This is a genomic window from Variovorax sp. PAMC26660 (genome assembly GCF_014302995.1).
GTDB lineage: Bacteria > Pseudomonadota > Gammaproteobacteria > Burkholderiales > Burkholderiaceae_C > Variovorax.
This window is the reverse complement of record NZ_CP060295.1, coordinates 34,356-46,584: the sequence shown is the minus strand read 5'-3', so window position 1 is coordinate 46,584 and position 12,229 is coordinate 34,356. Positions and strand designations below refer to the sequence as shown.

Annotated in this window: 7 protein-coding genes; 1 reads left to right on the top strand and 6 read right to left on the bottom strand. The window is 67.8% G+C overall.

What is annotated here, in order from left to right:
• The first annotated feature begins 4 nt into the window (after positions 1–4).
• Positions 5–3,838: a M48 family metallopeptidase gene (locus tag H7F35_RS00200; RefSeq protein ID WP_187111001.1), complete on the top strand. Its 3,834-nt coding sequence runs from the start codon at positions 5–7 to the stop codon at positions 3,836–3,838.
• Between the two features lie 27 nt (positions 3,839–3,865).
• On the opposite strand, the gene cobA is transcribed toward H7F35_RS00200, so the two are convergent.
• The 6 genes from cobA to nirB all read right to left on the bottom strand — a co-directional run bounded on the left by cobA (position 3,866) and on the right by nirB (position 12,214).
• On the bottom strand, positions 3,866–4,672 hold the full coding sequence (gene cobA / locus H7F35_RS00195) for a uroporphyrinogen-III C-methyltransferase (RefSeq protein ID WP_187111000.1): 807 nt from the start codon (positions 4,670–4,672) through the stop codon (positions 3,866–3,868).
• The gene (ybiB, locus tag H7F35_RS00190) at positions 4,669–5,574 is read right to left on the bottom strand and encodes a DNA-binding protein YbiB (protein ID WP_187110999.1); all 906 of its coding nucleotides are present in this window, start codon (positions 5,572–5,574) and stop codon (positions 4,669–4,671) included. Before ybiB ends, cobA begins: the two co-directional genes overlap by 4 nt.
• Before the next feature lie 176 nt (positions 5,575–5,750).
• Entirely contained in the window at positions 5,751–8,549 is a 2,799-nt protein-coding gene (locus H7F35_RS00185; protein WP_410010749.1) for a molybdopterin-dependent oxidoreductase, read from the bottom strand.
• 8 nt (positions 8,550–8,557) lie between these two features.
• Entirely contained in the window at positions 8,558–8,962 is a 405-nt protein-coding gene (gene nirD / locus H7F35_RS00180) for a nitrite reductase small subunit NirD (RefSeq protein WP_187110998.1), read from the bottom strand.
• Between the two features lie 11 nt (positions 8,963–8,973).
• Positions 8,974–9,762: a type IV pili methyl-accepting chemotaxis transducer N-terminal domain-containing protein gene (locus H7F35_RS00175; protein ID WP_261803470.1), complete on the bottom strand. Its 789-nt coding sequence runs from the start codon at positions 9,760–9,762 to the stop codon at positions 8,974–8,976.
• A gap of 19 nt (positions 9,763–9,781) precedes the next feature.
• Positions 9,782–12,214 carry a nitrite reductase large subunit NirB gene (gene nirB / locus H7F35_RS00170; protein WP_187110996.1) on the bottom strand — a complete coding sequence of 811 codons (2,433 nt, stop codon included), beginning with the start codon at positions 12,212–12,214 and terminating at the stop codon, positions 9,782–9,784.
• Between the last annotated feature and the right edge of the window lie 15 nt (positions 12,215–12,229).

The window sequence follows — 12,229 nt, the reverse complement described above, 5'->3', positions numbered from 1 at the left end:
CAACATGGTGGATCAGCTTTATCCGGCGGGCCCCGCTGGCGCAGGGAGTCAACTCGCGAAGGCATCGCCTGCCTACCGGCGACATGCCTGGTTTGCGATGGTGGCGCTGCTGGCGTTCGTGGCGGCCTATCTCCTGTTCTCGGGCTGGCTGGCCTGGAAGGCGTACTTTTCCATCCGTGCCTCGATCTACGGGTCGCGCGACGGATTCGTGCTGATGCTCGTGGGCCTCGGTGCCGGTTTCCTCGCGGTGTTCATGCTGAAGGCTTTGGTATTCGTTCGGCGCGGACAGATGGGCGGCCTGACTGAAATCACGGCGGCCGAGCAACCCCGGCTCTTTGCCTTTCTCCACCGGCTCGCGGACGAAGCCCGGGCCCCGCGACCCGCCAAGGTCTATGTGTCGTCGCGGGTCAATGCGGCGGTGTTCTACGACCTCTCGCTGCTCAACTTCTTCCTTCCGTCGAAGAAGAACCTGGAGATCGGCTTGCCGCTGGTGAACGTGCTGACCGTCTCCGAGTTCAAGGCGGTGTTGGCGCACGAGTTCGGGCACTTCGCGCAGCGCAGCATGGCGGTCGGCCGCTGGGTCTATCTGGCGCAGCAGATCGCGGCGCACATCGTGGCCAAGCGCGACGGTCTCGACCGCTTTCTCGAAGGCCTCTCGCGCACCGACGTTCGCATTGCATGGATCGGCTGGCTGTTCTCGCTGCTGGTGTGGTCGATCCGCTCGGTGGTGGACAGCCTGTTCCGCGTCGTGGTGCTGGCCGATCGTGCCCTGTCGCGCGAGATGGAGTTCCAGGCCGACCGCGTGTCGGTGAGCCTGGCGGGCAGCGATGCGCTGATCGACGCGCTCTACAAGATGCAGGCGGCCGACGCAGCCTGGGACCGGACCCTTGAATTCGCCAACCAGCAGTTGCACAAGGGCCGTGCCGCACCGGACCTCTACGACATCCAGGTGACCATCCTGCAGAAGCTGCGGGTGATCTACGACGACCCGGGCTACGGCGTTCCGCCGCCCGTGCCGGCGGACGGCCCGGCCGCGCATCGCATCTTCAAGCGCAACAGGGTGTCGGTGTCGCGCATGTGGGCCACGCACCCGGCCAGCCACGAGCGCGAGGACAACGCGAAGAAGGTCTACCTTGCGGCCGAGACCCGCGAAAGCTCCGCCTGGGAGTTGTTCGACGAGGCCCAGGCCTTTCGCGAACGCATCTGCCACGAACTCGTCAGCCACGTCGTTCCGCCGCCCGAGACCGCCACGCGCGAAGCCGTGCGGGAGGCGCTCGATGCCGAGTACGACCGCGAGTCGTACAAGCGGCGCTACCGCGGCGTGTACCTCGGGCGGGCCGTCACACGCTCGCAGCACACGGCCGAGCAGCTCTTCGACCGCATGAGCGCTTCGGAAGCGGCCGCCGCGTTGCCGGGGCTCTATCCGGAGTCTTTGTCGGGTGCCCTCGAACGACTCGACGCGCTGCTGCACGAACGGGCCGCGCTGGTGGCGGTGCAGGACGGCATCGCCAGGAGCGAGGGGCCGCGCCTGGAGCATCGCGGCAAGGCCATCAAGAAGCGCGAACTGGCCGGGGCTGTCGCCGAGGTTGCGCGCGACATTGCCGATGTCGAACGCGAACTCGAAGCGCACGACCGCCGTTGCCGCTCCACCGCGCGTGCGCTGGCCGTGGTGCTGGGCCCCGAGTGGGAGGCCGGATGGCTGGCCCAACTGCGGCTGCTGCACTACGCCGAACACGTCGAAGCCAACCTGATCGACCTTCAGGCGGCCATGCTCAATACCCTGGCCATGGTCACCGCCAAGCGCAAGACCAACGAGGCCGAGGCCCAGCGCGTGGTGGCGAACGCGAGCGCGCTCTTCAGCGGCATGGCCGAGATCGCGAAGGACGCGCCCGGCATCGAGGCCGGCCCCGATGCGCTGGCCCTGATGGGGCGCGAGAGCTGGTCGGCGATGGTGGGCGAATTCAACTTCGGCTACCCCACGCGAGAGAACATCAACGAGTGGCTCAAGGCTTCGGACAGCTGGGTCCGGCCGATGGTGCGCGCGCTCGGCAGCTTGCGGCGAGCGGCACTCGACCAGTTGCTGCGCACCGAGGCGCGGCTGGGCGACGTCGCCCTGTCGCAGGCGCCGGCCGGCGTGGTGCCGCCCGCGCCGGTGGTGCCGGGCACCTACGCCACGCTGACGAGCGGGCAGGAGCGCCCGCGCCAGAAAAAGCTCGACGCCTGGTCGCGCTTCCAGACGGCCGACGGCTGGTGGGCCGGTGCCGCACGCTTTGCCGTGGCCGGTGGCGTGATCGCCAGCCTCATGGGCGTGAGCACCACGCTGGGCAGCGCCAGCGTGATTGCGTACAACGGACTCGACCGTGAGGTGAAGGTCCGTGTCGGCGGCCATAGCGCGACACTGCCGCCGGGCGGCAAGCGCAGCTTCGAGGTGGAGGCCGACAAGCAGATCGCGCTGAGCGCGCGCACGGCCGAAGGGCTGGAGATCGAATCGTTCTCGGCCAACCCGGAGCTGATCGGGGTACGGTATGTCTACAACGTGGCCGGCGCGGCGCCGATGGTCGCGTGGACGGCGGTGTATGGGCCCAGCACCGCGCCACCTGAAAGAAAAATCGGTACGCCGCGCTGGTCAACGCAATCGGCCGATGTGCTGTTCGAAGCTCCCCCGCAACAGATCACCACGCGCAAGGGCAGCAGCGGTACACGCTCGGTCATCAGCGGGCCCGAGACCCGCTCTGCCAGCAACAACCTGAGCATGGTGGACGCCGAGAGCGACCGCAAGGCGTTGATCGAGGCGCACGGCAAGTGGGATTCGGGCCAGTCGGCCTACCTGCTCGAATGGCTGGCGGCCGCCGAGCAACAGGCGCCCGAGAGCCATGCGCAGATCGTCGCCGAGCGCGTGGCGCGCGCGCCGCTCGAAGTCGTGTCATTGCGCGAGCAGCAGAACCTGGCAACCTCGCCCGAAGCGCATGAGCGCCTCTGCGAGCGGCATCGCGCGCTGGCACAGGCGAATCCGGGCGTGAGCGACCTGGGCTATCTGGTCGTGCGCTGCATGCGCGACCCGGTCGCCAAGGACGCCGCGTTCAAGAAGGGTGCCGCCGAATACCCCGACAGCGCCTGGTTCGCCTATGCCGCAGGGCATGCGTGGGCCGGCGAGCAGGCGTGGCCCGAAGCACGACGCGCTTACGAGAGAGCGGGAGCCAAGGCGCCGTTCCTGAGCATCATCACGACCGACGACCTCGCGCGCATCCGGCGCGTCGAGCAGGGCGAGGCCGCACCGCTCGACGACCTCCGGGCCAAGTCGAATTTCCTGCAGATCCAGCAAATGTTGGAGAGCGGCAAGGACATTCCTCCAGACAGTTCCGCCTTCGGCTACATCGCCATGGGGCGGGGCCAATTGGACAAGGCCTTCGGGCTCGCCACCTCGGGGACGCAGCCGCCGGTTCGGCTGCTGGTGCTTATCGGCGCGTCCGACGGTGCGAGCCAGAAACAGGTGGCCAAGGCGCTGGAGTCCTACCCGGCGATCACGGTCAGCGACTTCGATGCGCTGCTTCCCTCCATCGGGCTCGCGATCAAGCACGGGCGCTCCACTGACAAGCCGATGGAATTGCTCAAGTACATGTCGCCCGAAGACGCACGAAAGGTGCGTGAATTCGTGACCGTGCTTCAGACCACCAAAGATGCGCGCCGTGCCGAGGAGGCGATCGCGGGCCTGACGGTGCAGTACCGGGCCCAGGCCTACAGCGCCGGCCTGATCGTGCTGGGTGATCGCGCACCTGCTCAGTGGCGCAGATTCGTCAAGCGGGCGCTGTTCCCCGCCGAGCATCCCTACTTCGGCTGAGCCCTGCTGCCGCCGCCGTTGCGGCGCTCAGGTGCCGAAGCGGTCCGTTGCAGACGCCGGCAGCGCCGCCGCTGCCAGCCCGCGCAGCACGTCGCCCACCACGATCACCGCCGGACTCGCAAGGCCGGCCTCGGCGATGCCGCTTTGCAGCTTGTCGAGGGTGGTCGCGATGTGCCGCTGGTGCGGCAGGCTCGCGTGCTGGATCACGGCCACCGGCGTGTTGCCCGGCAGGCCTTGCAGCAGCTCGCGTTCAATATGCCCCGCGCCCGCCACACCCATGTAGATCACCAACGTCAGGCGCGCGTTGTGCGCCGTCGCGGCCAGGGCGCGCCAGTCGGTCGGGTCTTCTGAAGCACCGGCGCCGGTCTTGGCGTGGCCGGTGACGAACACCACACCCTGCGCATGGTCGCGGTGCGTGAGCGGCACGCCCAGCGCAGTCACGGCGGCCAGGCCGGCCGTGATGCCGTTGACCACCGTGCATTCGATGCCGGCTTCACGCAGGTGCTCCACTTCTTCGCCACCGCGGCCGAAGATGAACGGGTCGCCGCCCTTGAGCCGCACCACCGTTTCGCCTTCGTGCACCGCGGTGATCATGAGTCGCTCGATGAACGCCTGCGGCGTGCTCTTGCAGCCGCCGCGCTTGCCCACGTGCACGATGCGCGCGTCGGGCCGCGCATAGGCCAGGATTTCGTCGTTCACGAGGTCGTCGACCAGCAGCACGGTCGCCGCCTGGATTGCCTTGACGGCCTTGACGGTCAGCAGTTCCGGGTCGCCGGGGCCGGCGCCCACCAGCGTGCAGCGGCCGGTGATGAGGGAGGTGGATGGGGTGTTCATGCGTGGGATGCCAGTTGCGTGATGTGCCTGACTTGCGTCGCGATGGCTTCGGGCACGGGAAGCTCTCCGGCCAGCACGCGGCGCGTGTAGTCGGCCGTGGTGGCGACGTCGATTTCCTTGGGCAGGCCCGGCACGTCTGCGGCGGTGCCGCTGGCCTGCGCCTGCAGTTCGGTGCGCACGCCGCGCGTAAAGCCGTCGATCTGCGCGGTGCGGCGCGGGTCGGACACCACTTCGCCTTCGAGGCCGCGCGAGAGCAGGGCGGTCATGCCCATCAGCTCGAAGGTCTCGCCCATGGTGCGGGCGTATTCGGGGTGTGTGTAGCTCGCGACCACCACGCAGGGGCCGGTGGTGGGCTGCATCAGCTTGACCACGCTGTGGCCCGGGTTGCGCAGGCCGACCACGCGGCGTACGTCGAGCAAGCGCTTCAGCGTGGGGTTCAGCAGCTCGGTGGGCGCAAAGCCCACTTCGCCTGCGGCGATGGGGCGGATGGCCGTGAGCGGCGGCATGCCCATTGCCGCGAGCACATTCGACGCCAGCACGCGCGAGGTTTCGCTCGCGCTGCCGTGCACCAGCACCGGCAGGCCCTCGCGCGCCAGCAGCAGCGCCAGCAGTGGCGTGAGCACCGGCAGCTTGCGCGCGCCGTTGTAGCTGGGCAGCACGATCAGCGGGCGGTCGGTGGCGGGGATGTGATGGAGCCGTGCATGCGTGGCGTCGAGGAAGCCGGCCATTTCTTCCGGCGTCTCGCCCTTGATGCGCATGGCGAGGCAGAAGCCGCCGATTTCGAGGTCGGTGACGGTGCCGTCCAGCACCTGGCCGAACAGGTCGGTGGCCTGTTCGCGCGTGAGCGGCTTGGCGCCTCGCGCGCCGCGGCCGATTTCCTTGATGTATTGGCTGATTCCCATGGGTGTGCGGATTGTCCTGCAAGGCTTATGCCGAAATGCGAGTCGGCTTATGCCTTGGTTTTGCCCCTTCTCCCTTTGGGGGAAGGTTGGGATGGGGGCAGGCAGAGCGCTCGGCGCAGGCGCCGCTTGCCCCCACCCCAGCCCTCCCCCGGGAGGGGAGGGAGCAAGACAGGGGCTCATGGCGCCACCGCCATCGCCTCGGACGGCATCACGCGCACCATGCGTTTCAGCTCGGGAATGCACGATCCGCAGTTCGTGCCGCACTTCAACGCGCCCTGCAAGGCGGCGAGCCGCTCGTCGGCGCTGCCGCTGCACCGGCCCAGTTCGGCCTGAATCGCCAGGTCGGTCACATTGAAGCAGGTGCACACAGGCTTGCCGCGCGACTGCACCGCCAGCGGCGCCCGCGCGCCGGGCGACAGCAGCAGGCGGCCATAGCTCTGCGCCGGCAGTTCCTCGCGCAGCAGCGTCGCGATCCAGGCTTCGGCGCTGGTGTCGCCGGCGAGCAGGAAGGCTTCGAGGCCGGCGCTGTCATCGGCGCGGCGCACCAGCCGCGCCGAGCGGCGTTGCCCGCGGCGGCGGTCGGCATAGCGCAGGGTGTCGCTGCCCTGCAGGCCGAGCAGGGCCTCGATCTGCGCCAGCAGCGCATCGGCCGGCGCATCGTGCCCGGCGGCGCGAAACAGCATGCCGCTGCGTTCCGCACCCGCCGTGTTGCCAGAGAACGGCACGCAGGTCGCGAACGGAAACAGCGCCATCAGCGGTTGCAGCGCGCGGTGCGCAGTGAGCGCCGCATCGGAAGGCAGCCAGGCCATGGCCAGCAGCGACCACGGCAATTCGGCCTTGAGGATCTTCACCGGCGTGTGCTTCAGCTCGGGCTGCTTCGACGTGGGGCAGTAGGCCGGCGTGGTGAGAGCGTTGATGCCGGCCAGCCGCGTGCCGGTCGACGAGCAGCCGCTCAGGTATTCCTCGCCCCAGTGCATCGCGACGAAGGCCTGGCTCATGCCGATCTCGGCGCTGGCGCGCGCGGGCAGCAGGATCGAGCCTCGCTTGGAGGTCAGGTGCACCAGGTCGCCTTCCTTGATCTGCCGGCGTGCCATGTCCTGTGCATTCATCTGCACCATGGGCTCGGCCACGTGGCCGAACAGCTTGCCGACGGTGCCGGTGCGGCTCATGCCGTGCCACTGGTCGCGCAGGCGGCCGGTGTTGAGCGAGAAAGGGTAGCGCGCCTCGCGGGCCTCGGCCACGGGCTTGTAGGGCGTGTCGACAAAGCGCGCGCGGCCGTCCGGCGTGGGGAACACGCCGTCTTCGTAGAGGCGCACGCGACCGGTGCTTTCGCCTTCTTTCAGCGGCCACTGCTGCGGGCCGATGTCGTCGAGCATCGCGTAGCTCATGCCGGTGATGTCGAGGTCGCGCCCACGGGTGGTTTCGCGGTGTTCGTTCCAGACCGATTCGGCCGTTGCATAGGGGAACAGCGAGTACGTGCGGCCCAAGAGCCGTTCGAGCCGGCGCGCGAAGTCGACTGCGATCGACCAGTCGTGCCGCGTTTCGCCCGGCGCTGCGATGGCCGGGCGCACGCGCGAGATGCGGCGCTCGCTGTTGGTCACGCTGCCATCCTTCTCGCCCCAGGTGGTGGCGGGCAGCAGCAGGTCGGCGAAGGCGCAGGTGGCGGTGGTGGCAAAGGCTTCCTGCACCACCACGAACTCGGCGCGTTCGAGCGCGCGGCGCACGGTGGCCTGGTCGGGCATCGATTGGGCGGGGTTGGTGCAGGCGATCCACAGCGCGCGGATTTCGCCGTCTGCGGCGGCCTGGAACATCTCGACCGCGGTCTTGCCCGGCTTCTCGGGCACCGAGGGCACGCCCCACAGTGCAGCCACTTCGGCGCGGTGTTCGGGGTTGGACAGGTCGCGGTGCGCGCTCAGCAGGTTGGCCAGGCCGCCGACTTCGCGCCCGCCCATCGCATTGGGCTGGCCGGTCAGCGAGAACGGGCCGGCGCCCGGCTTGCCGATCTGGCCGGTGGCCAGGTGCAGGTTGATCAACGCCGCATTTTTCGCGGTGCCGCTCGACGACTGATTCAGGCCCTGGCAATACAGGCTCAGCGTGGCGGGCGATGTGGCGAACAGCCGCGCGGCCGCCAGCAGGTCGTCCTTGGGGATGCCGCAGACCTGCGCCACTTTGTCAGGCGTGCATTCGCGCACCGTGGCCTTCAGCGTGTCGAAGCCGTCGGTGTGGGCGGCGATGTACGCAGCATCGATCCAGCCCTCCCACAGCATCAGGTGCAGCATGCCGTTGAACAGCATCACGTCGGTGCCGGGCTGGATCGGCAGGAACAGGTCGGCAATCTCGACCGTGTCGGTGCGGCGCGGGTCGGCGACGATGATCTTGAGCGCCGGGTTGGCGGCCTTCGCATCCTCGATGCGGCGAAACAGGATCGGGTGCGCCCAGGCGGTGTTGCTGCCCACGATGAACAGGCACTGCGCATGCTTCAGGTCGTCGTAGCAGGCCGGTGGTGCATCGGCCCCCAGTGTCTGCTTGTAGCCGGCCACGGCGCTGCTCATGCACAGGCGCGAGTTGGTGTCGACGTTGTTGGTGCCGATCAGGCCTTTGGCGAGCTTGTTGAAGACGTAGTAGTCCTCGGTCAGCAACTGGCCCGAGACGTAGAAGCCGACGGCATCGGGGCCGTGGTCTTGGATGACCTGCGCGAACTTGCCGACGGCGTTGTCCAGGGCCGTGTCCCATGAGACCACCATCGGTGCCTCGCCGCGCACGACGCGCTGCATCGGCTGCAACAGCCGGGTCTGGCGGGTGACCGTGGCGCTGGCCGTGAGGTGCAGCGTCGAGCCCTTGGTGCACAGCCGCCCGAAGTTGGCCGGGTGGTCGGGGTCGCCGCGCACGCCGGTGATCTGCGTGCCGTCGGATTCGATGATGACGCCGCAACCGACGCCGCAATAAGGGCAGGTGGAGCGGGTCTCTTGCACCATGCGGCGCCTCAGCCTTCTGCCGTGGACAGGATGGACAGCACGGCGAAGGGCTTCGGTCCGGCGACCGGGCGCTCCAGGTCGATGGCGTGCGTTGCCAGTTCGCCGGCGTCCAGATGCACCACGCCGTCCGTCACTTTCACGGCGAACTTCGGCGTGCAGCCTTCGTCCGGCGATTTCGCGCAGCCGTCGTCCAGGCCGATGGCCCAGTTGTGCAGCGGGCAGGCCACGCTGGTGCCGAACACGATGCCCTGGCTCAGCGGGCCGCCCTTGTGCGGGCAGCGGTCGAGCAGCGCGAAAACCTGGTCTTCGCTGTTGCGGAACACGGCGACGTCCACGCCCGCGGGCCGCGCCACGCGGCGCGCGCCGAGTACAGGGATGTCGTCGATGCGGCAGATGGCTTTCCATTCGCTCATGGTGGGGCTCTCTAGGTTTTGAGGTCGGAATACAGGCCGGTCACGCGGTCCATGATGGCGAGCAGGTTCTCGCTGGTCACGAACACGTCGGACATGTGGGCGGGCGAGGCAACGGCGCCCTCGAGGCGCTCGAGCCCGCGGTTGAAGAACATCCATTGCGCGTCGGCCAGCACCAGTTCCTGGCGGATCTGTGCGGTGGCTTCCGGCGCATTGCGCAAGATGTCCAGCGCAGCCAGGAATTCGGCGCGCGACCTGGCAATCTCCGCTGCGCTGCCGGCCGCGTCGATCTGCATCGCGCCGGCCAGGTAGAACTTGGCCATGCGCTGCGACAGCATGCGTTGCCGGCCCGCGATGTTGACCAGCCGGCCCACGGGCTTGCCCGAGGCGGCTTCGTACTGGGTGGTGCCCTGGTTCGCGAGCGCGAGCACCGCGGCGTCGAGCTTCACGACCTTGGCGGCTCCTTCCCTGCTCGGCGTCGCGCTGATGAGCTCGCGCTTGAAATCGTTCCAGGTGCCGTCGAGCGCGTCATAGGTGCCGCGGATCGTGGCGCTCGGTGCGAAGGCCTTGAGTTCGCCCAGTTGCTTTTCGAACAGCGCGATCGACTTGTCGAGCACCTGCTGTGCGCTGCGCGGTTCCACCTTCTGCAAGAGCGCCAGATAGGCCTTGCTCGCGCGCTGCGACAGCATGCGCTGACGGCCCGCCTTGTTGATGGCGTCGTTGAGGTCGGCCACTTGCGCACGGACGCTGACCCCCGTCAGGGCAGTCAGCGCGGTGGAGGCGATGAAGTGTCTTCGTTTCAAGCGTTTCTCCGCTTGCCGTTCAGACAGACAGCGGCTCGAACTGCCGCACATCCACCGACGCCTGCGCCGACTCGAACCACGGATCGGGTTCGCCGTCGAGCGCGAACTGCAGCCGCTCCCACAGCGCCTTGCGGCCCTCGGCGTCTTCGAGGATCTTTTTCTTCACGTAGTCCAGGCCCACGCGGCCGATGTAGTGCACCGTGCGCTCCAGGTACCAGCCTTCCTCGCGGTAGAGCTGCAGAAAGGCGCCGGTGAACTCCATCACTTCCTCGCTGGTCTTGACCTTCACGAGAAACTGCGCCACCTCGGTCTTGATGCCGCCGTTGCCGCCCACGTACAGCTCCCAACCCGAGTCGACACCGATCACGCCCACGTCCTTGATGCCGGCCTCGGCGCAGTTGCGCGGGCATCCGGACACGGCCAGCTTGACCTTGTGCGGCGAGTACATGGCCCACAGCGCGCGCTCCAGGTCCTTGCCCATCTGCGTGCTGTCTTGCGTGCCGAAGCGACACCACTCGCTGCCCACGCAGGTCTTCACCGTGCGCAGCGACTTGGCATAGGCAAAGCCCGAAGGCATGCCGATGTCTTTCCACACGCCTTCCAGGTCTTCCTTCTTCACGCCCAAGAGATCGATGCGCTGGCCGCCCGTGACCTTGACGGTCGGGATCTTGTATTTGTCGGCCGCATCGGCAATGCGCCGCAGCTCGTCGGGCGTGGTGTGGCCGCCCCACATGCGCGGAATGACCGAGTAGGTGCCGTCCTTCTGGATGTTGGCGTGGCTGCGCTCGTTGATGAAGCGGCTTTGCGGATCGTCCTTCGCCTCTTTCGGCCAGGTGCTGATCAGGTAGTAGTTGATGGCCGGGCGGCAGGTGGCGCAGCCGTTGGGCGTGCGCCAGCCGAGGTTGCGGTACACCTCGTCGTGCGTGAGGAAGTGCTCCTTGCGGATGGCATCGCGCACGTCCTGGTGGCTCACGTCGGTGCAGCCGCACACGGCCTTTTTCTTGGGCGTGGCCGAGTAGTCGCCGCCGGCGGTGAACATCAGGATCTGCTCGACCAGTCCGGTGCACGAGCCGCAGCTCGCGCTGGCCTTGGTGTGCTTCTTCACCTCGTCGAGCGTGAACAGGCCCTTGTCCTTGATGGCCTTGCAGATGGTGCCCTTGGTCACGCCGTTGCAGCCGCACACTTCGGCGTCGTCGGGCATGCTCGCGGCCTTGCTGTGGCCCTCGTGCCCGGTGTCGCCGATGTTCGATTCGCCGAACATGAGCTTGTCGCGGATGTCGTGCACGCTGCGGCCGTCGCGCAGCAGCTTGAAGTACCAGCTGCCGTCCACCGTGTCGCCATAGAGGCAGGCACCAACGAGCTTGTCGTCCTTGATCACCAGCTTCTTGTAGACGCCGCCGAAGGGGTCGCTCATGACGATCTCTTCGGTGCCTTCGCCGCCCATGAACTCGCCGGCGCTGAACAGGTCGATGCCCGTCACTTTCAGCTTGGTCGAGGTCAGCGAGCCCAGGTAGCGGCCGATGCCGAACTGCGCCAGGTGGTTGGCCGCCACCTTGGCCTGTTCGAACAGCGGCGCGACCAGGCCGTAGGCAATGCCCCGGTGCGCCGCGCATTCGCCCACCGAGTAGATGCGCGCGTCGGTCACGGTCTGCATGGTGTCGGTCACGACGATGCCGCGGTTGCAGTGCAGGCGCATCTTTTCGGCCAGGTCCACGTTGGGGCGGATGCCCACGGCCATCACCACCAGGTCGGCCGCGACTTCGGTGCCGTCCTTGAAGCGGATGGCCTTCACGCGGCCGTCTTCATTGCCGACCATGTCCTGCGTCTGCGCGCCCATCAGGAATTTCAGGCCACGGTCTTCCAGCGACTTCTGCAGCAGCTTGCCCGCCACGTCGTCGAGCTGGCGTTCCATGAGCCAGGGCATGACATGCACCACGGTCACGTTCATGCCGCGCAGCATCAGGCCGTTGGCCGCTTCGAGACCGAGCAGGCCGCCGCCGATGACCACCGCGTTCTTGTGCGTGCGCGCGGTCTCGATCATGTAGTCGGTGTCGGCGATGTCGCGGTAGGCGATCACGCCCTTCAGGTCCTTGCCGGGCACCGGCAGCATGAAGGGGTTGGAGCCGGTGCACATCAGCAGGCGGTCGTAGGCGGCCTCGGTGCCATCTTCGGCGCGCACGATGCGCTTGACGCGGTCGACCTCGACCACCTTTTTGCCGGCATGCAGCGCGATGTGGTTGTCGGTGTACCACTCCCAACTGTTGAGCACGATCTCGTCGACCGTCTGCTCGCCGGCCAGCACCGGCGACAGCAGGATGCGGTTGTAGTTCGGGTGCGGCTCGGCGCCGAAGACGGTGATGTCGTACAGCTCGGGTGCAATCTTCAGCAGCTCTTCGAGCGTGCGCACGCCGGCCATGCCGTTGCCGACCATCACGAGTTTGAGTTTCTTCATGGGGCTGGACCTTTC

Bases quoted from the DNA above. Each gene is read 5' to 3' on its own strand.
- nirD (WP_187110998.1), bottom strand. From the start codon at position 8,962: ATGAGCGAATGGAAAGCCATCTGCCGCATCGACGACATCCCTGTACTC.
- ybiB (WP_187110999.1), bottom strand. From the start codon at position 5,574: ATGGGAATCAGCCAATACATCAAGGAAATCGGCCGCGGCGCGCGAGGC.
- H7F35_RS00200 (WP_187111001.1), top strand. From the start codon at position 5: ATGGTGGATCAGCTTTATCCGGCGGGCCCCGCTGGCGCAGGGAGTCAA.
- nirB (WP_187110996.1), bottom strand. From the start codon at position 12,214: ATGAAGAAACTCAAACTCGTGATGGTCGGCAACGGCATGGCCGGCGTG.
- cobA (WP_187111000.1), bottom strand. From the start codon at position 4,672: ATGAACACCCCATCCACCTCCCTCATCACCGGCCGCTGCACGCTGGTG.
- H7F35_RS00185 (WP_410010749.1), bottom strand. From the start codon at position 8,549: ATGGTGCAAGAGACCCGCTCCACCTGCCCTTATTGCGGCGTCGGTTGC.